Annotated in this window: 22 protein-coding genes, 1 tRNA gene and 1 pseudogene; 14 read left to right on the top strand and 10 right to left on the bottom strand. The window is 69.4% G+C overall.

Annotated features, from left to right (window positions below):
- Positions 1–95: 95 nt before the first annotated feature.
- From IM689_RS01765 to crtI, 8 genes are all read left to right on the top strand, one after another.
- Positions 96–1,055: a phytoene/squalene synthase family protein gene (locus IM689_RS01765; RefSeq protein WP_193642617.1), complete on the top strand. Its 960-nt coding sequence runs from the start codon at positions 96–98 to the stop codon at positions 1,053–1,055.
- Between the two features lie 80 nt (positions 1,056–1,135).
- Positions 1,136–2,161, top strand: coding sequence for a DUF5914 domain-containing protein (locus IM689_RS01760; protein WP_193642616.1), 1,026 nt, complete (start codon positions 1,136–1,138; stop codon positions 2,159–2,161).
- Between the two features lie 31 nt (positions 2,162–2,192).
- Positions 2,193–2,663 carry a lycopene cyclase domain-containing protein gene (locus IM689_RS01755; RefSeq protein WP_047311128.1) on the top strand — a complete coding sequence of 157 codons (471 nt, stop codon included), beginning with the start codon at positions 2,193–2,195 and terminating at the stop codon, positions 2,661–2,663.
- Between the two features lies 1 nt (position 2,664).
- A complete protein-coding gene (locus IM689_RS01750) occupies positions 2,665–2,982 on the top strand; it encodes a lycopene cyclase domain-containing protein (RefSeq protein WP_255352605.1) in 318 nt (105 codons plus the stop codon).
- Positions 2,979–4,718 (top strand): FAD-dependent oxidoreductase, encoded by a 1,740-nt coding sequence (locus IM689_RS01745; protein ID WP_193642615.1) that lies wholly within the window; start codon positions 2,979–2,981, stop codon positions 4,716–4,718. The genes IM689_RS01750 and IM689_RS01745 overlap by 4 nt, the downstream gene beginning before the upstream one ends.
- Entirely contained in the window at positions 4,715–5,923 is a 1,209-nt protein-coding gene (locus tag IM689_RS01740; protein WP_193642614.1) for a polyprenyl synthetase family protein, read from the top strand. Before IM689_RS01745 ends, IM689_RS01740 begins: the two co-directional genes overlap by 4 nt.
- Before the next feature lie 55 nt (positions 5,924–5,978).
- Positions 5,979–6,698 carry an isopentenyl-diphosphate Delta-isomerase gene (gene idi, locus IM689_RS01735; RefSeq protein ID WP_227484353.1) on the top strand — a complete coding sequence of 240 codons (720 nt, stop codon included), beginning with the start codon at positions 5,979–5,981 and terminating at the stop codon, positions 6,696–6,698.
- Complete coding sequence (gene crtI / locus IM689_RS01730) at positions 6,695–8,176, top strand: phytoene desaturase family protein (protein ID WP_193642613.1); 1,482 nt, start codon at positions 6,695–6,697, stop codon at positions 8,174–8,176. Before idi ends, crtI begins: the two co-directional genes overlap by 4 nt.
- Positions 8,177–8,196: 20 nt before the next feature.
- Here the strand turns inward: crtI and IM689_RS14945 are convergent, their stop codons facing one another.
- Together IM689_RS14945 and IM689_RS14940 are read right to left on the bottom strand one after the other, a co-directional pair.
- Positions 8,197–9,696 (bottom strand): FAD-linked oxidase C-terminal domain-containing protein, encoded by a 1,500-nt coding sequence (locus IM689_RS14945; protein WP_319803756.1) that lies wholly within the window; start codon positions 9,694–9,696, stop codon positions 8,197–8,199.
- A gap of 79 nt (positions 9,697–9,775) precedes the next feature.
- A pseudogene (locus IM689_RS14940) lies at positions 9,776–9,979 on the bottom strand (FAD-binding protein); the annotation flags it as partial.
- Positions 9,980–10,027: 48 nt separating this feature from the next.
- Here IM689_RS14940 and IM689_RS14935 point away from each other — a divergent pair.
- The gene (locus tag IM689_RS14935; RefSeq protein ID WP_319803781.1) at positions 10,028–10,390 is read left to right on the top strand and encodes a hypothetical protein; all 363 of its coding nucleotides are present in this window, start codon (positions 10,028–10,030) and stop codon (positions 10,388–10,390) included.
- A 162-nt stretch (positions 10,391–10,552) separates the two neighbouring features.
- Positions 10,553–11,761, top strand: coding sequence for an MFS transporter (locus tag IM689_RS01720; RefSeq protein ID WP_193642612.1), 1,209 nt, complete (start codon positions 10,553–10,555; stop codon positions 11,759–11,761).
- On the opposite strand, the gene IM689_RS01715 is transcribed toward IM689_RS01720, so the two are convergent.
- Positions 11,703–12,143, bottom strand: a complete 441-nt coding sequence (locus IM689_RS01715) for a MarR family winged helix-turn-helix transcriptional regulator (protein ID WP_193642611.1) — start codon at positions 12,141–12,143, stop codon at positions 11,703–11,705. The two genes, IM689_RS01720 and IM689_RS01715, sit on opposite strands and share 59 nt — an antisense overlap.
- Positions 12,144–12,267: 124 nt before the next feature.
- Between IM689_RS01715 and IM689_RS01710 the strand changes: the two genes are divergently transcribed.
- Together IM689_RS01710 and IM689_RS01705 are read left to right on the top strand one after the other, a co-directional pair.
- Entirely contained in the window at positions 12,268–14,058 is a 1,791-nt protein-coding gene (locus tag IM689_RS01710) for an ABC transporter ATP-binding protein (protein ID WP_193642842.1), read from the top strand.
- 222 nt (positions 14,059–14,280) lie between these two features.
- Positions 14,281–14,484, top strand: a complete 204-nt coding sequence (locus IM689_RS01705; RefSeq protein ID WP_047310585.1) for a cold-shock protein — start codon at positions 14,281–14,283, stop codon at positions 14,482–14,484.
- Between the two features lie 112 nt (positions 14,485–14,596).
- Here the strand turns inward: IM689_RS01705 and IM689_RS01700 are convergent, their stop codons facing one another.
- The 7 genes from IM689_RS01700 to IM689_RS01670 form a co-directional block, all read right to left on the bottom strand.
- Positions 14,597–16,096, bottom strand: coding sequence for an LCP family protein (locus IM689_RS01700; RefSeq protein ID WP_193642610.1), 1,500 nt, complete (start codon positions 16,094–16,096; stop codon positions 14,597–14,599).
- A 328-nt stretch (positions 16,097–16,424) separates the two neighbouring features.
- A tRNA-Ser gene (locus IM689_RS01695) sits at positions 16,425–16,519 on the bottom strand.
- An 89-nt stretch (positions 16,520–16,608) separates the two neighbouring features.
- The gene (locus IM689_RS01690; protein WP_147362615.1) at positions 16,609–17,064 is read right to left on the bottom strand and encodes a GtrA family protein; all 456 of its coding nucleotides are present in this window, start codon (positions 17,062–17,064) and stop codon (positions 16,609–16,611) included.
- Between the two features lie 25 nt (positions 17,065–17,089).
- Positions 17,090–18,589 carry a sensor histidine kinase gene (locus IM689_RS01685; protein ID WP_319803755.1) on the bottom strand — a complete coding sequence of 500 codons (1,500 nt, stop codon included), beginning with the start codon at positions 18,587–18,589 and terminating at the stop codon, positions 17,090–17,092.
- A gap of 11 nt (positions 18,590–18,600) precedes the next feature.
- Positions 18,601–19,326 carry a response regulator transcription factor gene (locus IM689_RS01680; protein WP_319803754.1) on the bottom strand — a complete coding sequence of 242 codons (726 nt, stop codon included), beginning with the start codon at positions 19,324–19,326 and terminating at the stop codon, positions 18,601–18,603.
- A 1-nt stretch (position 19,327) separates the two neighbouring features.
- Positions 19,328–20,851, bottom strand: a complete 1,524-nt coding sequence (locus tag IM689_RS01675) for a hypothetical protein (RefSeq protein WP_193642609.1) — start codon at positions 20,849–20,851, stop codon at positions 19,328–19,330.
- Between the two features lie 102 nt (positions 20,852–20,953).
- Positions 20,954–22,681, bottom strand: coding sequence for a glycerol-3-phosphate dehydrogenase/oxidase (locus IM689_RS01670; protein ID WP_047310581.1), 1,728 nt, complete (start codon positions 22,679–22,681; stop codon positions 20,954–20,956).
- Positions 22,682–22,934: 253 nt separating this feature from the next.
- Between IM689_RS01670 and IM689_RS01665 the strand changes: the two genes are divergently transcribed.
- Complete coding sequence (locus tag IM689_RS01665) at positions 22,935–23,660, top strand: MIP/aquaporin family protein (protein WP_193642608.1); 726 nt, start codon at positions 22,935–22,937, stop codon at positions 23,658–23,660.
- Positions 23,661–23,721: 61 nt separating this feature from the next.
- Positions 23,722–25,230, top strand: coding sequence for a glycerol kinase GlpK (gene glpK, locus IM689_RS01660; RefSeq protein ID WP_193642607.1), 1,509 nt, complete (start codon positions 23,722–23,724; stop codon positions 25,228–25,230).
- Positions 25,231–25,242 lie beyond the last annotated feature (12 nt).

The raw sequence follows: 25,242 nt of genomic DNA, 5'->3' as shown, positions 1-25,242 counted from the left end.
CGGCGGCTATGCTCATGGTTCGGACCCGCGGGCAGGTCACCCTCACCTGCGACCGGCCGATGGACGTTCACACCCCGTCACCCGTGGAGGCACTCGTGACAGACCCCGAGGCCCTCCTCACGCATGGCTACCGCCAGGCGCGCGACATTACCCGCATGTACGGCACGACGTACTACTGGGGGACGCTGTTCCTGCCGCCGCAGCAGCGCCGCGACGTCTACGGCCTGTACGCCCTGTGCCGCCTGGCCGACGACATCGTCGACGAGCCCGACAAGGCCACCGGGCACGGCCTCGACGCATCGTTGCCGCCGGGGGAGCGTCTTGCGCAGTTCGAACAGCGCTTCCAGGCCGACCTCGCCGCGGGGCGCAGCGACGACCCGTTGTTCGCCGCCATCGTCGACACCGCCCGGCGTCTCGACCTCGATTCCGGTTGCTACGACCGCTTCTTCGGCGCCATGCAGCTCGATCTCGTCCGCACGTCGTGGGCGTCGTGGCCTCAGCTGCGCGACGAGTACATGGAGGGCTCGGCAGCCGTCATCGGCGAGATGATGCTGCCTGTGCTGCGCCCGCGCTCGCGGGAGGCCGCGTTCGCGCCGGCCCGCGCGCTGGGGCTCGCGTTCCAGCTGACGAACTTCCTGCGCGATGTCGGCGAAGACCTCGAACGCGGTCGCGTCTACCTGCCCGCCGACGAACTCGCCGCGCACGGCGCCGACCCGCGGCTGCGCCGCGTCACCCCGCAGTGGCGCTCGTTCATGGCCGAGCAGATCGCCCGAAACCGCGCGCTGTTCCACGACGCCGAAGCCGGTCTGCCGCACCTGCCGGCCTCGTCGCGACGGTGCGTCGGCGCGGCGCTCGCGATGTACTCACGCATCCTGTGCCTCATCGAGGCGGCCGACTACGACGTGTTCAGCACGCGCCACCGCGTCTCCGCCGCACGCAAGAGCGCCATCGCGGGCGCCGTCGTCGTCACCGGACGCGCCCGGACCGCGGCGCCGGTCGCGCCCTCGTCACCGGCCGCGGTCGACAGGACAGGCGTGACGTCGTCCGCGTCATGAGCGAGGCGCACCCGACGATGGAGACCGACTCGACCCACCGCACCCCCCTCGCCCACCCAAACTCGCCGAAGGAGCCGCAGATGAGACGCCCGCCCCGCAACCGCGCCGAGCTGCGTGCCGAGATCGCGCGGCGCAACCCGATCCGACGCGTCCCCCAGCCGCCGGAGGAGCAGATCCGCTCGACGTGGCGTCAGGCTGCGGTGCCCCGCATCGAGCGGATGCTGGCGCGCGCCCTCGCCCAGGACGCGGGTGGCTGGCACGTCGCGGCGGCGAGCACGGACGTCGTCGCGGGGCGTTCGACGGTGCGCACGATCCTCGGACGCGAGATCGCGTTGTGGCGCGGCGACGACGGCTCGGCGCTCGCGGGGCCGGGCGCGTGCCCGCACATGGGTGCGCTGCTGGAGAACTGCCACACCGATGACGGCGACGTGCTGTGCCGCTGGCACGGGCTGCGGCTGCCGAGCGAGTGGCCGGGCGAATGGCTCACCTACCCCGCGCACGACGACGGCGTCCTGTTCTGGGTGCGGTTGCCCAGCGACGGTGAGACGCCGAGCGCCGAGCCGGTGCTGCCCGCGCGCGCTCCACTCGACGAGGCGCTCGTCGCGGTCTACACGCGTGAAGCGCGGTGCGAGACGTCCGACGTCATCGCGAACCGTCTCGACCCGTGGCACGGGGCCTGGTTCCACCCTTACGCGTTCAGCCACCTCGTCGTCGACGAGGACGCGAGCGACGACGACTGCCTGGTCACCGACGTGACGTTCCGCCTCAACCACACCTACGGCGTGCCGGTGCGCGCGGCGTTCACGTGCGCCGACAGCCGCACGATCACGATGACGATCATCGACGGCGAGGGCGTCGGCAGCACCGTCGAGACTCACGCGACGTGCGTGCAGCCGGCGAGCGCCGAGCAGCCGGCTCACAGCGTCATTCACGAGGCGACGATCGCGCACTCCGAGCGCCCCGGTTTCCGTGCAGCGCGGGCGTTCGCGCCGCTCATCCGCCCGCTCGTGCTGCGCACGCAGGGCCAGTTGTGGGTCGACGACCTCGAGTACGCGGAGCGTCGCTACGAACTGCGTTCGGGTTTCGCGCGGGACGGGCAGTCGTGACGGCGGCCGACGTCGTGGTGGGGTGGGCGACATGAGCCTGCCCGCGTCCTGGGATCCCTATCAGTACCTGCTGCTCATGGGTGGATGCCTGCTCATCACGCTGCCGCTCGAACTCGTCCTGCGCGCCCGCGTGTACTCACGCCCGCGACGGTTGCTCGCGGCGCTGCTGCCCGTCATCGTGCTGTTCAGTGCGTGGGACATCGTCGGGATCGTGCGCGATCACTGGTCGTACTCGCCGCGGTTCACGTCGGGTTGGGATGTGCCGCTGACACCCATGCCCATCGAGGAACTCGTCTTCTTCGTCGTCATCCCGATCTGCGGGTTGCTGACGTACGGAGCCGTCGGGTTCTGCCTGCGCCTGCTCGCCGCGTGGCGCTCCAGCGGGAGCGCGAGAAGTGCTCTCGCCCGGGTCGATTCGGACGGGCGGGCGGGCGAGGGACGCCATGTGGCGGCTGATGGCTCGTCCGCGCGAGGCGATCATCGCCCGTCGGGGGAGGTGTGACGTGCCCGAGTACACCGTGCTGACCGTCGCGTCGATGATCGGCGTCGTCGCTCTCGAAGGGCGTTGGCGCACCGGCATCTTCACCTCGGCGCGCTACTGGTGCTCGATGGTCATCGTGTTCACGTTCCAGATCCTCGTCGACGGCTGGCTGACAAAGTTGAGCGACCCGATCGTCCTCTACGGGCGTGATCAGTTCCTCGGCATCCGCTTTCCGTGGGACATCCCGATCGAGGACTTCGGCTTCGGTTTCTCGATGGTGACGCTGACGATCCTGCTGTGGGAACACCACGGCCGTCGTCGAAAGGAGAACGCACGATGAGCGCGACGATCGAGGCCTTCACGGCAGGGCTGCGACGAGTGCCGCCGTGGCGCCCCGGACGTGATGCGGCGGCCGAACGGCATGAGCCTGACGGTCGGGGCGGCCCTGCTGCGTCGAGGGTGCCGGACGCCGCGGCCCCCCACGTCGTCGTCGTGGGTGGTGGGATCGCCGGCATCAGCGCTGCCGTCGGGCTGGCCGAGCGCGGCGTGCGCGTCACGCTCATCGAGGCAGAGAGCAGCCTCGGTGGCCGAGTGCGCAGCTGGCCCGTCGACGTGCCGACCCCGGGCGCTGACGCGTCGGGCGCCCCGGACGATCGAGCGACGATGAGCCGCGGGTTTCACGCGTTCTTCCGCCAGTACTACAACCTGCGCGCGCTGCTGCGCCGCGTCGACCCGAGCCTCGAATGCTTGCGCCCCGTCGCGGACTACCCGCTACGTCACGCGGACGGTACGCAGGATTCGTTCACGCAGATCGCGACGCGGCCGCCGCTCAACTTCCTGTCATTCGTCGCCCGCAGCCCCTCGTTCGGTCTGCGCGACCTCACGCGCGTCGACGCCCACCGCGCCCTCGACCTGCTCGACGTCGATTTCCCCGCCACGTATTCGCGCTACGACGGGGTGAGCGCCGCCGACGCCCTCGACGCGCTGCGATTCCCCGAACGCATGCGCTCGCTCGCGCTCGAGGTGTTCGCACGCAGCTTCTTCGCCGACCCGCGCGACTTCTCCGCCGGCGAACTCGTCGCCATGTTCCACATGTACTTCCTCGGTTCCGGCGAGGGGCTGCTGTTCGACGTCAGCCGCGACGACTTCGACACGACGATGTGGCGACCGCTGCGCTCCTACCTCGAAGGCCTCGGCGCGCACGCCGTGACGGGTTGTCGCGTCGAGTCGATCGAGCGCGACGGCGAGGGTTTCCGTATCAGCGCCGGCGCGGCTGCTGCGGGTGCCGACGACGCGAGTCGCGGCCGCATTGACTTCGCCATTGACCGTGACGATGCCCATGGCTCGCTCCGCGCCGACGCCGTCGTCATCGCGACGAGTCGTGACGTGCTGCAGCGTCTCGTCGACGGCACCGACCTCGGCGACGAGGCCTGGCGTGCGTCCGTGCTGACCGGGGAGATGGCGCCTCGTTTCATCGTGCAGCGACTGTGGTTCGACCGCCCCGTCGCGGCGGGCAGCGCGCCGTTCGTCGGCACGGCCGCGTACGGCCATCTCGACAATGTCTCGCTCGTCCACGACCTCGAGGACGGCGCCGCGCAGTGGGCCAAGCGGTGCGGCGGCAGCGTCGTCGAACTGCATGCTTACGCGGTGCCCAACGACGTCACCGATGACGAAGTGCTCGCCGACCTACGACATCAGCTCGACCGCCTGCACCCTGAGCTCACCGGGTGCGAGCCGGTGCACGAGGAGGTGCTCGTCGAGGCCGACTGCCCCCTCGCCGGTACGGACGAGTGGGCCGCGCGCCCGGGCGTCGTCACGCCGCAGCCGAAGCTCGTCCTCGCCGGTGACGGCGTGCGCTGCGAGCTGCCCGTCGCGCTCATGGAGCGGGCGGCGACGACCGGTTTCCAGGCCGCGAACGCGTTGCTGCGCCACTGGGGGCTGCCCGGGCACGAGCTGTGGAGCGTGCCGACGCGGGCGCGGTTCCCGCGCTCGCTGCGCGCCGCCCGTGCGGCGCTGCGCCTGCGCGAGCGTGGCCTCGCGACGGTAGGTCGCGATTCGTCAGGGCGTGGCCGATGAGCGGACGGCAGAACGACGTCGCCCTCGACGCCGGACGTTCCGGGCTCGAAGGACTCGGGCGTGAGCGGCGCGCCGCGGGACGCTGCGACACCGAGAGCCGAGATGGAGGACGCCGCAGCGACGCGTGCCGTCTCACCGATGCCGCCAGCTTTCTCGACGCCGTGCAGGCACGCGTGGCCGAGAGCCTTGCCTTCGCGGCCGACGCCGGCGGTGTGGTGACGGCCGGACTGCCCTCGTCAGCGCTGGTCGAGGCATCGTCGCTCGAGACGCTCGTGCGTGATCTTCTCGCAGCCGGCGGCAAACTCGTGCGGCCCCGGCTCGTCCGCCTCGGGTACCTCGCGGCGCGCGAGTGCACCAACCCCGACGACGACCCCGCGACCACCGACGCTGTCGTTCGTGTCGCTGCGGCGTTCGAGTTGTTGCACCTGTTCGGGTTGCTGCAGGACGACGTCATGGATACCTCCGACACACGACGCGGCGCTCCGACCGCGCACCGCCGGGTGAGAGCCGCCGCAGCTCAGCCCGACGGCCCCGACGCTGCGCGCCTCGGCGACAGCGTCGCCGTCCTCGCCGGTGATCTCGCGTTCGCGCTCGCGAACCGCCTCGTCCGCGCTCTGCCGGAGCACGTGGCCGACGCGTGGGACGCAGCGGTCGTCGAGCTCGTCACCGGGCAGCGGCTCGACCTCGTCTTCGCCGCCGAGGCACGCCTCGACGAGGTGAGCACACGCCGCGTCGCGCACGCAAAGTCGGGCGCGTACACGGTGCAGCGCCCCCTCGAGATCGGCGCGTTGCTCACCGGCGAGAGCGCGCCACCGGCGTGGCTGAGCCGATTCGGTGCCGCGCTCGGTGAGGCGTTCGCGCTCGCCGACGACATTATCGGCCTGTGGGGCGAACCCGCCGTCACGGGCAAACCGGCGGGCGAGGATCTGCGCGAACGCAAGCCGACGACCGTCCTCGGCCTCGCCGACTCGGCCCTCGACGGCGAGCTGACGCGACGCCTGGCGCCGGGTCGCGAACCACTCGACGAGGCCGAGACACACGCCTGGTTGCAGCGCCTCGACGCGGCGGGCGTGCGCGCGCAGGCCGTCGCCCGCATCGCCGAGCGCCACGCTGACGCCCTCGATGCTCTCGCGGCGCTGCCGCAGGGCGCGGTGCGTGACGAACTCACGCGTTTCGCGGACGAACTGGCGGTGCGCGATGCGTGAACGTCATCAGGATCATCCAGCACCTCACGCCGACGACTCGAAAGAAGCACCCCCGATGCGCGAGACGCCGATGATCGACGCACCCGACAAGCCAGCGGAAGCGACGTTCGGTGCCGCGCCCGCCGCTCCTACTACGGGTGTGCCGGCCGCGACCGACGACGTCGTCGTCCTGCTCGACGATGACGGCGCCGCGATCGGCACGTGCCCGCGCGCCGAGGTGCACACCCGTGACACGCCGCTGCATCGCGCCTTCTCGAGCTACCTGCTCGACGACGCGGGTCGCCTGCTGCTCACCCGTCGCGCGCTGACGAAGGTCGCGTGGCCGGGTGTGTGGACGAACACCTGTTGCGGGCATCCGCGCCCCGACGAACCCACGCAGGACGCGGTGAGCCGGCGCGTGCGTGAAGAGCTCGGGCTGGATGTGACGCTGTTGCGTGTCGTCCTGCCGAGCTACCGTTACCGCGCGGTCGACGCGTCCGGCATCGTCGAGCACGAGATCTGCCCGGTGCTCGTCGGGCGCATCGACCCGGCGCAGCTCGAACCGCACCCCGACGAGGTATGCGAGTGGGCCTGGATCGCCTGGCCCGACGCGGTCCACCTCGCGCGTCGCACTCCGGCGCTGCTCAGCCCGTGGGCGGCCGAGCAGATCGTGCTGCTCGCCGAGCAGCTGGGGGAGAACGGACTCTCGCCGCTCGCGCTCCCGCACGATGAGACCGCGCACGAGCACACGCAGCACGAAGAACACGAACCCCTCGATGAGAAGGATCTCGCATGAGTCGCGTCGTCGTCATCGGAGCCGGCCTCGCCGGCCTGGCCGCAGCCTGTCATCTGCGCGGCGCCGGGCACGACGTCGTCATCGTCGAGAAGCAGGCGCAGGCGGGTGGGCGCGGTATCCGCCTCGAGCGGGACGGGTTCACGTTCGACACCGGCCCGACCGTCCTGACGATGATCGATCTCGTCGACGAGGCCCTCGCGCGGATCGGCGTCGGCGTGCACGACGTGCTCGACCTGACGCTGCTCGACCCCGCCTATCGCGCCTGCTACGCGGACGGTTCGACGATCTTCGTCCGTCACGGTCATGAGGCGATGCGCGAGGAGATCGCGCGCGAGTGCGGCGCGAAGGACGCAGCGGCGTTCGATGACTTCGTCGCATGGCTGCGGCGGCTGTACGAGGTCGAGATGCCGCACTTCATCGACGCGAACTTCGACTCACCGCTCGACCTGCTGCGCAACCCGGCCGCAGCCGCGCGGCTCGTGAGGCTCGGCGGGTTCCGTCACCTCGGGCCCGTCATCCGCGAGCGCTTCGACGACGAACGCCTGCACCGCATCTTCTCGTTCCAGGCTATGTACGCGGGCTTGGCACCGGAGAAGGCGCTCGCGCTATACGCCGTCATCACGTACATGGATTCGATCGAGGGCGTGTGGTTCCCGGCCGGCGGCATGCGCGAGGTGCCGGAGGCGATGGCGCGTGCGCTGGGGCGCACAGGCGTCGAACAGCGCTACGACACGACGGTGACGCGCATCCTCACCCGCGCTGACGGCGCCGTCGCCGGGGTCGAGATGTCCGGCCCGAGTGGTGACGAGCGCCTGCCGTGTGACGCGATCGTCTGCACGACCGACCTGCCCATCGCCTACCGGACGCTGCTCGACGACCTCGAACCGCCGGCCGTCCTGAAGCGTGCGACGTACTCGCCGTCCGCGGTCGTCTGGCACCTCGGGGTCGAGGGTGTGCCGAGCGACGTCGCGCACCACAACATCCACTTCGGCACGGCGTGGGAGGAGTCGTTCGACGATCTGCTCGTGCGCGGCACGCGGATGCAGGATCCGTCGCGGCTCGTCACCATTCCGTCTCGTGACGACGCCACCGCCGCGCCGGAGGGTTGTTCGACGTTGTACGTCCTCGAGCCCGCACCCAACCTCGACGTCGGGCGTGTCGACTGGGCGGCCGAGCGGCCGCGCATGAAGGAGGAGCTGCTCGCTTTCCTCGATGACGCCGGCTACCCGACGACGATCGTCACCGACGAGTTCGTCGATCCCACCGACTGGCAGGCGCAGGGTATGGCCGCGGGAACGCCGTTCGCGCTCAGCCACACGTTCCTGCAGACCGGCCCGTTCCGCCCGCCGAACGTCGAACGCCGCCGCCCCGGCGTATTCTTCGCCGGTTCCGGCACCGTGCCGGGTGTCGGCGTGCCGATGGTGCTCGTCAGCGGCAAACTCGCCGCGGCGCGCGTCGAGGCCTACGTCGGGCGCTGACGGCTCGACGCTCAGGCGTCTCAGGGCGCTGGCACGAGGACGCGCAGGGCGTCGGGCAGCGCACGGAACGTCGTCGGCGACGCCTCGAGCAGGTCGCCGTCGGCATAGACATCCCCGACGTGGGGCGTGATGACGCGGATGTCGCGTCCGCGCAGCGCTCGAACACGTACCCCGTCGACATGGGTGCCGCGAAACAGGCGCGGCAGCATCGCCGGGTAGCGCCAGCGTGGGATGTCGGTGACGACGGTGACGTCGAGCAACCCGTCGCTCATCGACGCGTCGGGGTTGACGCGCATCCCGGCGCCGAATCGCCCCGAGTTGCCGATCGCGACGTTCCACCCGGTGAACTCGTGCGTCACCCCGTCGACGACGAGCGTCAACGGTCGCGGCAGCGCGTGCACGAGCGTTCGAGCGCCGCCGTAGGCGTAGACGAGCGAACTCGGCACCGCGCGCGGAGCGTCGTTGGCGTACGTGTTCGCCATCGAGTCGTAGCCGAGCGTCGCCACGCCGAGGAAGACCGTGGCGGTCGACGGGCCGCCGTCGCCGGCCAGTCCGACGTCGAGGCGGCGTTCGCGCGCCACGGCGAGCAGCTGCGCGCCGAGCTCGCCCATCTCGTCAGCGGCCCAGGCGCGGTGGTCGGTGCCGACGGCGTGGTGGTGCGTGATCGTGCCACCGTGCGCCGCGATGACGTCGCTCGCGGCCGTCTTGACGCGGCGCCACTGGGCGAGAGGGTCGCTCTCCTCGCGGCAGAAGAACGTGTAGTAGAGCGAGGCGCCGCCGTCGTAGAGGTGCGAGACGTGGCACTGGACGACGGCGTGCGGGCCGACCTCGGCACTGATCGCATCGCGCACCGCGCGGTAGAGCGTCGGCAGGTTCGCCCACGTCGTCGCCGTCTCGAGCGTCTCGACGAAGATGCCGCGATCCATGAGGTGGTCGCGCTGGTAGGGCCCGCGGAAGCGGTGGCTGATCCAGTGCTCGGCGATCGCCGCGGGCGCACGTCGCGCACCCGACGCGCGCAGCACGCGGTGCGCCTGTCGCCGGCGCCGACGCAGGGTGGTGCGGTCGGTGTCCTCCCAGCGCAGCACCCCGAGCGACGGCTCGCGGGCGCCGCGCGCGGCGAAGGTCGCCATCGCCGCGAGCCCTTGCGCCGACTGGGCCAGGATCGTGCGTGATTCCTCACCGTCGGAGAGGCGGCTGACGTCCGGCATGACGCCGTGGCCGAGATCCTGCGCGAGCGCCCGGAACGCGTCGAACCCGTCGGTGAACGAGTCGAACGCCCAGGTCTCGTAAGCGAACTCGGTCGGTCCCTCGTGCAGCTGCAGCGTCATCTCGGTGATGACGCCGAGCGTGCCCTCGCTGCCGATGAGTACGTCGATGAGCTTCGGCCCGGCGGCCGTCGCCGAGCTGGGAGTGCGCCCGCCGAGCGTCAGCTCGCCCTCGGGCGTGGCGAGGGTGACGGCGACGACGTTCTGCTCGAACCGTCCGTACCCGGAGGACGCCTGCCCGGAGCTGCGCGTCACGAGATATCCGCCGAGCGTTGCCTGTTTCGTAGCTCTGCGGGAAGTGTCCGAGCGTGAGTCCGCGCGGACGCAGCACGGCTTCGAGCTGGGCGCCGCGCAGCCCGGGCTGGAGCGTCGCGGTGCGCGACGTCTCGTCGATGCTGACGACGGCGTCGAGGCGCCGTAGGTCGAGACTGATGGCGCTCGCGAACCGACCGCGCACCGGGTCGACACCGCCGACGACGCTCGTGCCACCGCCGAACGGGACGACGGCGATCTCTCTCTGCGCGGCGAGGCGCAGCACCTCGACGACCTCGCTGCCGTCGGCGGGAAACACGACGGCGTCCGGCGCGTGACTGCCGTCGCCGGTGCGCAGCCGGTACAGGTCGGGGTAGCTCTTGCCCCCGGCGTGCTCGATGCGCTCGCGTCGTTCGACGCTGACGTGCGCGTCGCCGACGAGTGTGCGCAGGGCTGCGAGGTCGTCGTCGTCGTCGAGGGTGGAGGCGGGCAGCTCGACGTCGTCGAGCGCGACGGGCGGAGTGTCCTGCTCAGCCGGTTCGATGCCCTTGGCGAGCTTCAATCTGCGCCAGACGAGTGGGGAGAGTTCTTTCTTGAGCTGCGGGTCTCCCCAGCCGTGCCACACCGAGCGCGGGGCGGTCTCGACGAGGTCCGCGTCATCCCTCGTGGCTCCATCATGCCGTGCGTGAGACACTGAAGCACCATTTGTCTCAATGTTTCATCGTTTCGATGGGCCCGTCGTGGCGGCGACCACACAGCGAGGAGGGCGCATGACTCAGGACGATGCAATCCTGGCCGCAGTGCGGGCGGAGGTCATCACCTACGGTTTTCGCCGCGCGACGATGTCGTCGGTGGCTCGTTGGGTGACCACTTCGGTCGCAAGCGCGTCTACGCCCTCGGTGTCCTCAGCTTCGTCGTCGCCTCCGTCGCGGTGGCCCTCGCGCCAACGATCCACCTGCTCGTGTGCGCCCGCGTCGTCCAGGGTGTCGCCGCCGCGGCCCTGACGCCCGGCAGTCTCGCGATGCTCCAGTCCACCTTCGGCGAGAAGGACCGCCTCGAGGCCATCGGCGCATGGAGCGGCATGCTCGGCATCGCCACCGCCGCGGGGCCAGTCGTCGGTGGCTGGCTCGTCGGCATCGACTGGCGGTACGGCTTCTGGCTCAACGTACCGCTCGGCGCACTTGTCCTGTGGCTGTTGCGCGACGCCCCGGAGAGCAGCGATCCCGACGCGTCGCACCGCTTCGACGTGCCTGCCATTGTCCTCACCGTCACGATGCTCGCCGGGCTCACCTGGGCTCTCACCGACTGGAGGGCCGGCGGGCCCTTCGCCGCTGCCGTCGCGGTGGTCTCGGCCGTTGCTCTCGTCGTTGCCGAGAAGCGCTCGTCGCACCCGATGATCCCGCTCGTCCTGTTCAGGAACCGCATCTTCACCTGGGTCAACGTCGCCACTCTGTTCGTCTACGCGTCGTTCACGGGCAGCATGTTCTTCGTCGCGTTGTTCCTTCAGGTCTCCGCGGGCTGGTCGCCGCTCGAAGCGGGCGCCGCGAGCCTGCCGATCTCTCTCATCATGCTCGTGCTCTCGGGCTACTTCGGGGGCGTCGCGCAGCGCCGCGGCGCGCTCGTGCCGATGGTGGGCGGCATGGCGCTCGTCGCCGTCGGGTTCGCGCTTCTCGCCCTCGCACCTGCGAACCCGACCTACATGCGCGACATCCTGCCCGGCATCAGCATTCAGGGCTTCGGCATGTCGATGCTCGTCTCGCCCCTGACGGGCACCGTCCTTGCCGCCGCGCCGTCCGGACGCTCCGGCCTGGCGAGCGGCATCAACAACGCCGTCTCGCGTACGGCCGGCCTCGTCGCCGTCGCGGCCCTGCCGATGCTCGTCGGTCTCGTTGGCAGCGCCTATCAGGACGGCGAAAGCGTGGCCGAGGCGTTCGGCACCGCCATGTGGTGGTGCGTCAGCTCGGTCCTGCTGGGCGCGATGGCCACCGCCGTCGGCCTGGAGAGCGACGTCAGGCGTCGAGCATCTTCGTCAGCAGAGCACGCAGCTGTTCCTGCTCATCACCCGTGAGGTGGCGGGTGAGCTCGTGGGTCTGCTCCGCGCGGACCGCGCCGATCTCCTGACGTAGCGCGCGCCCGGCGTCCGTCAGCGTCAGCGCCGTGGCGCGTCGGTCGCTGGGGGAGGGGTGACGTTCGACGAGCCCACGCTCCTCGAGGGCGTCAACGACCTCCGTCGCCGAGCGAGCCGAGATGTCGAGTCGTGCCGCGATCGACGAGGGGCGCACCTCGCCGTCGCCGGAAAGCCGCTCGATCATGGCGAGCGCTCGCGACAGCTGGGGCGTGATGCCGTACGGCTCGAGCGAGTCGAGATGGGCTCGGCGCATTCGGCGGGCAGTGAGAGCCAGAAGGCTCGCGAGGTCCGACTCGTGCGTCGGCCGGGAATGAATCGCCATGGCACGATTGTTACATTCCCGGATAGTGAGGCAACCTCACTAAAGCCGAAAGGACGTGATCACCACGACCAGCCAACCGAACCCCCACGGCCCGGGCCCCGGCCACGGCGCCGGCCGCTCCGGCATGCGCGTGAGCAAGGCCGACATCGCCCAGCTCGACGCCCACCCCGTCTCCATGCGCCGCATCACGCGGCTCTTCGCGCCGCACCGCGTGTCCATGGCCGTCGTGCTCGCGATCATCGTTGTCAGCGCCGTCATCGCGCTCGCGCCGCCGTTCCTCACCAAACACCTCATCGACGACGCCATTCCGCACCAGGACGTGCCGCTGTTGCTCACGCTCGTCGGCGGCATCCTGGCCGTCACGATCGTCACGCAGCTTCTCGGCGTCGTGCAGACCTGGCTCGCCACGCGCACCGGCCAGCGCGTCATGCACACGCTGCGCACCGACCTGTTCTCCCACCTGCAGCGCCAGCCCCTCGGGTTCTTCACCCGCACGCGCGGCGGCGAGCTGCAGAGCCGCCTGACCAACGACATCAACGGCATGCAGGGCGTCGTCACGGACGCCGCCACGTCGATCGCGAGCAACGTGACGACCGTCATCGGCACCGGGATCGCCATGGCCGTGCTCAGCTGGAAGCTTTCGCTCATCAGCCTCGTCGTCCTGCCGCCGGCCATCTGGCTGACGCGCCGCGTCGCGCGTCTGCGCCGCGCGGTTCAGTCGAAGGCGCAGGGAACGCTCGCCGACATGCAGACCCAGATCGAGGAGGGCCTGTCCATCAGCGGTGTCGTGCTCGCCAAGACGATGGGCGCGGGCCCGCAACTCAGCAGCCGCTTCACGCGCTCGTCCGCGACGCTCACCGAACTCGAACTCCAGGCCCAGATGGCCGGACGCTGGCGCATGGGCACGATGTCGATCATCTTCGCCGTCATCCCCGCGCTCATCTATCTCGCGGCCGGCCTCCCCGCCACGGGTGGTGGCATGACGATCGGAACGCTCGTGGCCTTCACCGGTCTGCAGTCCGCGCTCTTCCGCCCGCTCATGGGCGTGCTCAACGTCGGCATCCAGCTGACGACGAGCAAGGCGCTGTTCAGCCGCATCTTCGAGTACCTCGACATGCCCGTGGCCATCGCCGACCCGGCCGAGCCGGTTCGCCTCGAGCCTGACGCCGTGCGCGGCGAGGTGCGCTTCGACCACGTCACTCTGCGCTACCCCGGCGCTGACCGACCCGCGCTCGACGACGTCGATCTCACCGTGCCCGCCGGCTCCAACGTGGCCGTCGTCGGCGCCACCGGCTCCGGCAAGTCCACGCTGGCGGCACTCGTCAGCCGGTTGCACGACCCCGACGCGGGCAGCGTGCGGATCGACGGCGTCGACCTGCGCGACATGACGCTCGCCGACGTGAGCGACCTCGTCGGTGTCGTCGTCCAGGAGCCCTACCTGCTCCACGCGACCATCGCCGAGAACCTGCGCTACGCCAAGCCCGACGCCACGGACGACGAGATCGTCGCCGCCGCGAAAGCCGCCGCCATCCACGACGTCGTCGCCGGTCTGCCCGACGGGTACGACACCGTCGTCGGCGCTCGCGGACACCGTTTCTCCGGCGGCGAGAAGCAACGCCTGGCGCTGGCGCGCACTCTGCTGCGCAACCCGCCGATCCTCGTCCTCGACGAGGCGACGAGTGCGCTCGACACCCGTACGGAACGCTCCGTCCAGGACGCTCTGGAGCGCCTGAGCGCGGGCCGCACGACCCTGACGATCGCCCACCGTCTCTCCACCGTCCGCGACGCCGACCGCATCGTCGTCATGGACGCGGGACGGATCGTCGAGGCCGGCACGCATGCCGAACTTCTCGCCCGTGGTGGGCGCTACGCGGAACTCGTTGCGGCAGCCGACCACGAGGAGCAGGCAGCCTGAGGCCGAACGGGTGCCGCCCGTCGCTGTGCGGTCATGCACTGTTCACGTTTGCGGGCGTCGCGCATGAGCCTCGGGGAGGCGGCGCGTGTTAGCGTGATGGTGGTTGCTTTGCAGTACCTCGGTTTTTCCTGTTGTTTCAACCTCAGGCGCCTATGGCATGCACATCAGCCTGAGTTTCAAAAGTTGAAGCTCAACGCAACACGATAGATAGAGGGATTTCCCATGGCACAGGGCACTGTGAAGTGGTTCAACGCTGAAAAGGGCTTCGGCTTCATCGAGCAGGACGGCGGCGGCGCTGACGTCTTCGTTCACTACTCGGCCATCCAGACCAACGGCTACCGCTCGCTCGACGAGGGTCAGCGCGTCGAGTTCGAGATCACGCAGGGCGACAAGGGCCCGCAGGCCTCGAACGTCACCTCTGCCTGATATCAGGTAGACCTCACGAAGGCCCCAGCCGGTTCGGCTGGGGCCTTCGTCGTGCCCGGATATCTCGTCACGTCGGGATCAGCTGTGGAGCGTCCTCGTCGAGGTCGTGCGATCAGCAGGTGGAGGTCGTGTCGCTCACAGGCTCCTCGGTGGTCGAGGTGCTCGTCGAGGGCGTGGTCGAGCTGGACGTCGACGTCTTCTTCGGTGCGGGCTTCTTCGTGGCCTTCGGACGCTCCAAGCCCTTCTTCACGAGCGAGCGCACCTTGTCGTAGTCCGGGTTGCTGTCGCTGATGATCGGGTAGGCCAGATTGACGCTCTTCATCTGGCCCTTCTTCATCGTGTTGGCCAGATCAGCGAGGTCGGGGAGCTGGTCCTGGGGGAGGTCGAGGAGGATGTTCTCCTTGGCCACCTTCATGATGTCGGGGAAGCGCTGGACCATCTGGAACGGGTTCGTCTGGCTGACCAGAGCGTTGACCATGCAGCGCTGACGGCGCATGCGGTCACCGTCGCCCGTCTCGACCCGGCTGCGGGCGTACCAGAGGGCCTGCTGACCGTCGAGGTGCTGCTCACCCTCGGGGATGCGCCCGGTGATGCCCGTCTTCACGCCGTTGACGATCTTGCCACCGATGGCGATACCGCCGGGCGGAATCGTCATGTCCACGCCGCCCATGGCATCGACGAGATCCTGGAAACCCTCGAGGTTGATGACGGTGGAGTAGTCGATCTCGAGGCCGGTGATCTCCGTGACGACATCGCGTGTCGAGTTGAGGCCGGCGTACTGCTGACCCTTGAACAGCTCGGGGTGCTGCACGGTGGCCTCGGTCCACACGGCGTCCATGATGCACTGCTCGCTCGCGCCACGGTCCGGGCAGGTGAATCCGTCCGGGTAGAGGTCGTGCAGCGGGTTGGACGTGGGGAACGGCACCTTCTGCCAGTTGCGCGGGATGCTGATGAGGGTCGTGTCGCCGGTCTTCGTGTCGACGGAGGCGACCATGACGGAGTCGGTACGCACCTCGAAGCGATCCTTGCCCGCATCCGAACCGACGAGGAGGAAATTGACACGTTCGTGCCGCTTGAACGCGTTCTCCTTCGCGCTCTGGCCGCCGCCGTTCTTGATGAAGATCGAACCGAAGGCGTCCTGCGTCACCGTGACGTACCGGACTGCCTCAGCGGCAGGGAGCGTGACCGCGAGGCACATGAGCGCGGTGAAGCCCTTGAAGACGGTCTCGCCGCGGCGCGACCACGCCGTCATGTGTGTCGTGCGCGCCGTCAGCACGATCGAGAACAGCCACAGCAGGACCGCCCCGATCGTGACGGCGAGGGCGATCTTGAGGCCCTTCGCCGTGAGCACGTTCGCCGCACCGGTGATGAGCCCACCACCGACGAGCACGACGGCCAACGTGAGGAGTGCGAGCAACGTGAACGCCGCCAGCAGAATGCCCAGGCGGCGGCGGCGCGTCCACACCAGCCCCAGCCCCGGCAACAGCGTGCTCAGGAAGGTCAACGACAAGCTGCGGCGCAACGACGCCCGACGGCGCTGACGCTCACCCGAGCGAGTTGCCACACGGAGCCCCTCCGGCCCCGAATGGCTCGCGTACGAGTCGTGCGTCATGTGAAGATCCCCAATAGCTGACCGCCCGTCGGAGCCACCGGCCCGGCGAACTTGAAAAGTGCTGCTCACCATGATGAAGGACGAACCTGGAAAAGTCTCAATCCGGTGACGATCAGGTTCTGAGAGTTCGCTGGAGGTGCTGCGCTGGTGTGTCGCGCCTCGGTCTCGTTCCCTGAGGCGGAGGAAGCCGTCGTCCGGGCGCGGGCTCGCTTCGCTCGCGGGCGCCCGGACTCCTCCCAAATCCCCCGTGCTTTCATCAGCGAATGTGAAGGGCCCCTCCCCAGGGCGACTTCGTCGCTGATCCTGGGGAGGGGCCCTTCACATTCGCTGGCGGAGGCGGAGGGATTTGAACCCTCGATGGGGCTATAAACCCCAAACCCGCTTAGCAGGCGGGCGCCATAGACCGGACTAGGCGACGCCTCCTCCACGAGCAGTAAGCACTGCAAGCCCTGAAAGGGTATCGGACAGCCCGGCGCACACCAAACCGCGCCGTCACAGGGGGCTTCGGTCGCTCAGCGCGTGAAGATTCGGCGGAAGACGACGAAGCGCACGACCGTCGCGATCGCGTTGCCGATCGTCACCGTCACCGTGTCCCAGAAGGTGCCCGCGTTCGGCCACAGGTGGTGCTCCAGCGCGAGCGCGCCCGTTGTCACCGCGAGCGTGACCGCTAGGATCGCGAGGCTCTGGACGTGGGCGGCCTTGCCGCCCGAGTGCCCCGCCGCATCGAACGTGAATCGCTGGTTCACCCACGTGTTGAGGACCGTGCACACGAGCAGCGCCGTCACGTTCGCGAGGTGGTGGTTCATGCGCATGTCGAGGAGCATGAAGAGCAGCGTGTAGAGAACCGTCGAGCCCACGCCGACGAGCGCGAAGCGCATGGCGTGCGACACGGTGCCCCGTTCGCCGGCTTCGGTTTCCGGCGCCGCAGACGGGTTCGTCGCGGCGGCGAGCGCCTCGTTCTCGTTCATCGTCACCTCCGGGTGTCGTCCGACATCATGCTCCGGCTGCCTCGGGTGACGCGAGTCGGCCCCTCGGTTCGATGGGCAGACGCACGGTGAACCGGGTGTTCCCGGGTTCGCTCTCGACGCTCACCGTGCCGTGGTGCGCGGTGACGACGGCGTGCACGATTGACAGGCCCAGACCAGTCGAGCCCTCGGTGCGCGTGCGCGCGACGTCTCCGCGGGTGAAGCGTTCGAAGAGGTGCGGCGTGAACTCGGCTGGGACTCCGGGGCCGTTGTCGGTGACGCGGACGATCACGTCGTCGCCCTCGCGCGCGAGCCCGGCCGTCACGACCGTCCCCGGCGGTGTGTGACGGCGCGCGTTGGCGAGCAGGTTGATGACGACCTGACGCAGACGCGCCTCGTCGCCGACGACTTCGGGCACCTCGTCGAGGTCCTCCGGGAGGTCGAGGTGCCAGACGTGGTCGGGCCCGGCCGCGTGGAGGTCGCTCAGGCTCTCGACGACGATGCGGGTGAGGTCGACAGGCTCGCGCTCGAGTTCGCGGCCGGCGTCGAGACGGGCCAGCAGGAGCAGGTCCTCGACGAGCGTCGTCATCCGCCCGGCTTCGGATTCGATGCGCCCGAGAGCGTGGGTCACGGACGGCGGGACGGGCTCGGTCTCGCGGCGCGACAACTCGGCGTAGCCACGGATCGAGGCGAGGGGAGTGCGCAGCTCATGGCTCGCGTCGGCCACGAACTGGCGCACCTGCATCTCGCTCTCCTCGCGAGCGTCGAGGGCGGAGTCGACGTGGTCGAGCAGGTTGTTGAGCGCCAGGCCGACGGTGCCGACCTCGGTGCGCGGGTCGGTGTCGACCGTCGGCACGCGCTCGTCGGTGCGTGCGTCGCCGCGTCCGAGGGGCATCTCCGAGACTCGTTCGGCGGTGGCCGCGACCCGGCGCAACGGACGCAGGTTGCTGCGCACGAGCAGGAAGCTCGCGCCGCCCACGGCGACGAGGCCGAGCAGACCCATGAGCGCGATGTTCCGGGCGAGTTCACCGACGTTCCGGTCGATGGGTTCGAGCGGCATGCCGACGATGGTGACGTCGCCGTTCGAGCGCGAGACGGCGACGAGGCGGTAGGTGCCGAGGCCGCCGCCGACGTCGACGGTCTGAGGGGCGGTGCCGAGCGAACTGTTCCACAGCGTCAGAACCTGGGCCTTCGACAGCGTCGAGATCGAGCCGGGCGTCAGGACGACGTTCTCGCTTGTGCGGATCGTGTTCGCGGTGGAGGAGGCGTCGATCGTCAGGCGCAGCATGCTGCCGCCGAGCCCGGGCGCGGCGCGGTGGTAGCCGTCGGTGTGACCGGGGGCGTCGCCCTCACCGGGGCCGTCGAGGGAGCGCTGTGCGTCGGCGAGTTGGGCGTCCACCTGCGTCATGAGCGAGTTGCGGGTGGTGAGGACGGTCGCCGCGCCGATGATCGCGATGATGACGACGAAGAGGGTGACGATCGAGGCGAGCAGCTTCGTGCGCAGCGGCCACCGGGCGGGATTGAACACGGGGCGGCGGCTCAGGAAGCGGGCTTGAGCACGTAGCCGGCGCCGCGCATCGTGTGGATCATCGGTGCGCGGCCGGCGTCGATCTTCTTGCGCAGGTAGCTGATGTAGAGCTCGACGACGTTGGCCTGGCCGCCGAAGTCGTAGTGCCACACCCGGTCGAGGATCTGAGCCTTGCTCAGTACGCGCTTGGGGTTGCGCATGAGGAAGCGCAGGAGTTCGAACTCCGTTGCGGTGAGGGTGATCTCCTCGTCGCCGCGCATCACCTCGTGGCTGTCCTCGTCGAGGGTGAGGTCGCCGACGCGCAGCAGCGAGCTCTCCTCCTCCTGCAACTGGACCGAGCGGCGCAGCAACGCGCGCACGCGGGCCACGACCTCCTCGAGGCTGAAGGGCTTCGTGACGTAGTCGTCGCCCCCGGCCGTCAGACCGGCCACCCTGTCCTCGACGGCGTCACGCGCGGTGAGGAAGAGGACCGGCAGCGTCGGGTCCTCGTCGCGCATGCGGCGCAGCACCTCGAGGCCGTCGAAGTCGGGCAGCATCATGTCGAGCACGACGGCGTCGGGCTTGAACTCCTTGGCCGTCTTGACGGCCGCGTTGCCGGTGGCGGCGCTCTTGATGTCCCACCCCTCGTAGCGAAGGGCCATCGACAGCAGTTCGGTGAGGTTCGACTCGTCGTCCACGACGAGGACCCGGACGTTCGTGCCGTCGGGGCGCTTCAAAGCGGGGGCAGCGGAGCTCATGTCACTCAGTGTCGCCCCGGCGGCTATGCGGTTCCAAGGTCGTTTCTGTGACGTTCCTGTGCATGGACGGTGGGTCGGCCCGGGCGATGAGCATGGTGAGGTCGTCGAGAACGTCCTCGCGAAGCTGGTCCAGTTCCGCTGGGCCCAACTCGGGGTGGCGACGATCGGCGCGCAGGAGGACTCCGTCCACGAGCAGTTGGACCGATGAGGGGTCCTCGGTGAGATCACCGCGGTATTGCGCGGTGCCGCGGGGCGGCACGCTGCCATCGAGATCGAGCCACAGCGCACGGCCGGGGCGCAGGAAGAGCAGCACAGCGTTGGCAACGCCCGGCACGCGTGAGTACGCGAGCGGACCCTGCCAGGCCTGGTGCGTGAGGGAGCGCACCTCGACGAACTGCGTCAGGCTCAGCACGAGTCCTCGAACGAACACCATGAGCGCCACGAGCCCGACCACGAGGGCGATGTTTCGATGCTCGTCGTAGTGGTGCCAGCACAGGGCCAACGTCGCGAAAGATCCCGCAGGAATCGGATAGAGCCTCATCCGGTTGATCAGCCCCCGAACCCCAGTACCGGCGTGCGAGGGGGTCGTCGAGGGCTGCGGGGCGATGCTCTCCTCGAGGTCGGCGAGTTCGGCCAGCGTCAAGTGCTCCATGGCCGCGATGTCCACGCCCTCGGCGTCGTCCGAGGCGATCGGGAAGGGGATGAGGCTCGTTCGACGGCGCGGTAGGACGGCGCGCCAGAGGCCGGAGACCACTGCGACACCGCCGGCTCCGGCTGCCATGAAGAGACTGCCGAGTGTCGGCTCCGACAAGCCCAAGTCGTCGAGGACGATGGCGTAGTCGCTCGCCGGCAGCGCGACGGCTTCCACCCGCGCGCCCACTCGAGGCTCGTCGACCATGACGCACGACGACACCTGCTCGCCGGCCGCCTTGCCGGCCGCGTCGCTGAGAACGAAGGTGCACAAGGTTTCGTCGATCTCCGGGTCGGCGACGGTCTTGGTCACCGTCACGGTTTCTGTGTGACCGAGAGCGACAACGCCTGCCATCCCCAGCGCAGTCAGCACGAAGGCGCCGGCTAGTGCACCCCAGAATCGGGGGAACAGCAGCCACGCCCAGGTCGTGAGGGGAGCTCGCTGCGCCGTTCGTGAGGCTCGTCGAACGACCGTGGCGAGGCCCTCGCCGCCGAACAGTTCCGGACCGTCGTCACGGCCTTCGAGGTTCCAGCCCCACGGGGCATCGTCCGGTTGTGCAGTTGCGCGACGTGTGGCCGTGTCGGTGGCGGCAGGTGGTGTGGCGATGACGAGTCGCCGTCGGGGCTGCCACAGGACGACTCCTCCCTTGTGGGCGATCGCCCGCACAGCCCTCGGGGGATAACCGTCGAGCCGGCTGACCAACGCGCTGCACCCGCCACTTTCGCAGCCGGAGAAGTCGATGTCGTACCGACGCAGGGCCGCGCGTCCCAGGAGCAGCGTGACGATGAGAGCTGCGAGGAACCCGGCCAGGAAAGCGATGACATCGAGGGGCACGATGCATCGTACGGCCGACTCGCCCCGGAGACCGGCCTCTACACGCCACCGCCCCCACCCGCGGCAGGCGGGAGGGGGCGGAGGGAACCGGTGAGCAGCAGGTCAGCGGGTGGCGAGCACCTTGCGCAGACTCGGGCGCGGGTCGGGAGCCTCGAGGCGCGCGGCGTCGGAGGCCTCGTCGGTCTCGAGCTCCTGCGACTTGCGCTCGGCCTCGACACGCTCGACGTACGAGGTGATCTCGGCGTTCTTCGTCTCGTCCGACCAGCCGAGCAGCGGCGCGATGATGTCGGCGACCTCCTGCGCCGCGTCGGCGCCGCGGTGCTTGGTCTCGATCGACATGCGCGTGCGGCGGGCGAGGACGTCCTCGAGGTGCAGCGCGCCCTCGTTCGTCACGGCGTACGCGATCTCGCAGCGCAGGTACTCGTCGGCGGCCGCGACGGGCGTGAGAAGCGACGCGTCGTCCTGTGCCAGCTCGAGCACCTCGTACAGACGCGAGCCGTAGCGGCCGAGCAGGTGCTCGATGCGCCACTCCGGCAGGCCCGACTCGGCGGCCAGCTCGTGTTTGAGGTTGAGCATCGCGGCGTACCCGTCGGCGCCGACGAGCGGCGTCACCTCCGTGACCGAGTCCTTGATCGGGCCCAGGTCCTCGGCGGCCGCGTTGACGGCGTCCTCCGCCATGACGCGGTAGGTCGTGTACTTGCCGCCGGCGATCGAGATGAGGCCCGGCTGAGGGCGCGCGACGGCGTGCTCACGCGAGAGCGCCGAGGTGTCCTCGCTCTCGCCCGCGAGCAGCGGACGCAGGCCGGCGTACACGCCGAGGATGTCGTCACGCGTGAGCGGCGAGGCGAGCACCGTGTTGACGTGCTCGAGGATGTAGTCGATGTCTTTGCTCGTCGCCGCGGGGTGGGCGACGTCGAGGGCCCAGTCGGTGTCGGTGGTGCCGATGAGCCACTGCTGACCCCACGGGATGACGAACAGCACCGACTTCTCGGTGCGCAGGATGAGGCCCACCTCGCCGGCGATACGGTCGCGCGGCACGAGGATGTGCACGCCCTTCGACGCGCGCACGCGGAAACGGCCACGCCCACCCGTCATCTTCTGGATGTCGTCGGTCCACACACCGGTGCAGTTGATGACGACCTTGGCGCGGACCTCGAGCTTCTCGCCCGTCTCGACGTCACGCACGACGGCACCGACGACACGGTCGGCCTCGGTGACGAGTTCGACGACCTCGGTGGAGTTGCGCACGATGGCGCCGTACTGCGCGGCGGTGCGCGCCACTGTCATCGTGTGACGCGCGTCGTCGGCCTGCGCGTCGAAGTAGCGGATCGAGCCGACCATCGCGTCCGGCTTGAGACCCGGGAACAGCTTCATCGTGCCGCCGCGGGTGAGGTGCTTCTGGCGCGGCACCGAGCGGGCGCCGCCCATCTGGTCGTACATCGCGATACCGCTCGCGACGTACGGGCGCTCCCAGGCGCGGTGGCTCAGCGGGTAGAGGAACGCCACCGGGTGCACGAGGTGGGGAGCGATGCGCGTCAGCATGAGCTCGCGCTCCTTGAGCGCCTCGGCAACGAGAGCGAAGTTGAGCTGCTCGAGGTAGCGCAGGCCGCCGTGGAAGAGCTTCGACGAGCGGCTCGAGGTGCCGCTCGCGAAGTCGCGGGCCTCGACGAGGCCGGTACGCAGGCCGCGCGTGACGGCGTCCAGCGCGACGCCCGCGCCCGTGACACCACCGCCGATGACGAGGACGTCGAGTTCGCGCTCGCCGAGCTCGCGCCACGATTCCTCGCGGGCCTGCGGGCTCATCTTCGCGCTGTAGGGGTGCATCGTCATGGGTACCTCCGAAAGGGGAGCGAGGGGTCTCACGGGCGCCGCGCGGAACGCGGCTTCCCCTCCACCTTAGACCGCTCGAATGGACGTTTCGCGAGTCCGGAGCGTGGGCCTTTCGTCACACGACGAACGGAGAGCGAAGCCTTCGTCGCGCCCGCTGCGGAACCCCCCCCGCGACCTCAGCCCACCGCGTAGGGTGCGAAACGAGCATTCCCGGGGCGCGCCCGTCACGGGATCCTTCACGAACGGAGAACGCATGTCACTCGGACAAGTCTTCCTGAGCGAAGTCGTCGGAACGGCGATCCTCATCGTCCTCGGTGTGGGTGTCGTGGCCAACGTCCTGCTGCCGAAGAACGGCGGCTTCGGCGGCGGCCCTCTCATGATCAACATCGGGTGGGGCTTCGCCGTCTTCTCCGGCGTGTTCGCCGCCTACAAGTCAGGTGCCCACCTCAACCCCGCGGTGACCCTCGGCATGTGGGCGAGTGGCGCCGACACCTACGCCAAGGGCGTCGACATCACGGCCGCCTCGACACTCACCTACATCGCCGCCCAGTTCGTCGGCGGCTTCATCGGCGCCGTCGTCGTGTGGATGGCCTACAAGAAGCAGTTCGACGAGCACGAGGACGCGCCGACGAACGTCTTCTCCACCTCGGCCACCGTCCGATCGCCGTTCTGGAACGTCATGACGGAGGTCGTCGGAACGTTCGTCCTCGTCTTCACGATCCTCGTGTTCGCCAAGACGCCGAGCCAGGCCGGACCGCTCAACGTTGCTTTCCTCGTCGTCGCCATCGGTGTCTCGCTCGGTGGTCCGACGGGCTACGCCATCAACCCGGCACGCGACCTGGCGCCGCGCCTTGCGCACTTCCTCCTTCCCATCCCCAACAAGGACGACTCCAACTGGAGTTACGCATGGGTGCCGGTCGTCGGCCCCGTCATCGGCGGCCTCATCGCAGGCTTCGCCGCCAATCTCTACATCGGCTGACCCGTTCGGGGCAGACTCGACATCAACCGCCAACGCCAACTCGACGCACGAGGAGCAGAACATGGCTGAGAAGAAGTACGTCGCATCCATCGACCAGGGCACGACGAGCACGCGCTGCATGATCTTCGACCGCGACGGCAACGTCGTCGCCGTCGGCCAGATGGAACACGAGCAGATCTTCCCCAAGGCCGGCTGGGTCGAACACGACGCGGCCGAGATCTGGGACAACACGCGCAAGGTCTGTGCCGAGGCGCTCGCCAAGAAGGACCTCGACTCCGACGACATCGCCGCCGTGGGTATCACCAACCAGCGCGAGACGACCGTCGTGTGGGACAAGAAGACGGGCAAGCCGGTCTACAACGCCATCGTCTGGCAGGACACGCGCACCGACCCGATCTGCAAGGAGCTCGCCGGTGACGACGGCGCCGACAAGTACAAGGACGTCGTCGGCCTGCCGCTCGCCACGTACTTCGCCGGCCCGAAGGTCATGTGGATCCTCGAGAACGTCGACGGCGCTCGCGAGAAGGCCGAGGCCGGTGACCTGCTGTTCGGCACGATGGACACGTGGGTCATCTGGAACATGACGGGTGGCACGAACGGCGGCGTGCACGTCACCGACGTCACGAACGCCTCCCGCACCATGCTCATGAACCTTGACACGCTCGAGTGGGACGAGTCCATCGCGAAGGACATGGGCATCCCGATGTCGATGCTCCCGGAGATCCGCAGTTCGTCCGAGGAGTACGGCAAGGTGCGTCACCGCGGCGTCCTGCGCGGTGTGCCGATCGCGGGCGCGCTTGGCGACCAGCAGGCCGCCACGTTCGGTCAGGTCTGCTTCGAGCCGGGTACGGCCAAGAACACCTACGGCACCGGCAACTTCCTCATCCTCAACACCGGTGAGGAGAAGGTGATGAGCAAGAACGGTCTGCTCACCACCGTCTGCTACCGCATCGGTGACCAGAAGCCGGTCTACGCGCTCGAGGGCTCGATCGCCGTCACCGGTTCGCTCGTGCAGTGGCTGCGCGACAACCTCAAGCTCATCAAGGACGCGAAGGAGGTCGAGAAGTACGCCAAGGAGGTCGACGACAACGGTGACGTCTACGTCGTCCCGGCCTTCTCCGGCCTCTTCGCGCCGCACTGGCGCAGCGACGCTCGCGGCGTCGTGGTCGGCCTTACCCGCTTCGCCAACCGCGGGCACCTGTGCCGCGCGGCCCTCGAGGCCGTGGCGTACCAGAGCCAGGAGGTCGTCAAGGCGATGAACGCCGACTCCGACGTCGAGATGACCGAGCTCAAGGTCGACGGCGGCATGGTCGTCAACGAGACGCTCATGCAGTTCCAGAGCGACATCCTCGACGTCGAGGTCATCCGCCCGAAGGTCAACGAGACGACGGCCCTCGGTGCCGCCTACGCGGCCGGCCTCGCCGTCGGGTTCTGGAAGGACCTCGACGACCTGCGTCGTCAGTGGGCCGAGGACAAGCGTTGGAAGCCCTCGATGGAGGACGACGAGCGTCGGCGCCTGCTGGGGCGCTGGAGCCAGGCCGTCGAGCGCACCCTCGACTGGGCGGAGTGACCTGTCGGCGGC

Source organism: Dermacoccus barathri, assembly GCF_015070805.1.
Classification (GTDB): Bacteria; Actinomycetota; Actinomycetes; order Actinomycetales; family Dermatophilaceae; genus Dermacoccus; species Dermacoccus abyssi.
The sequence above is the reverse complement of the archived record's forward strand: the minus strand, read 5'-3'. Positions and strand labels throughout refer to the sequence as shown.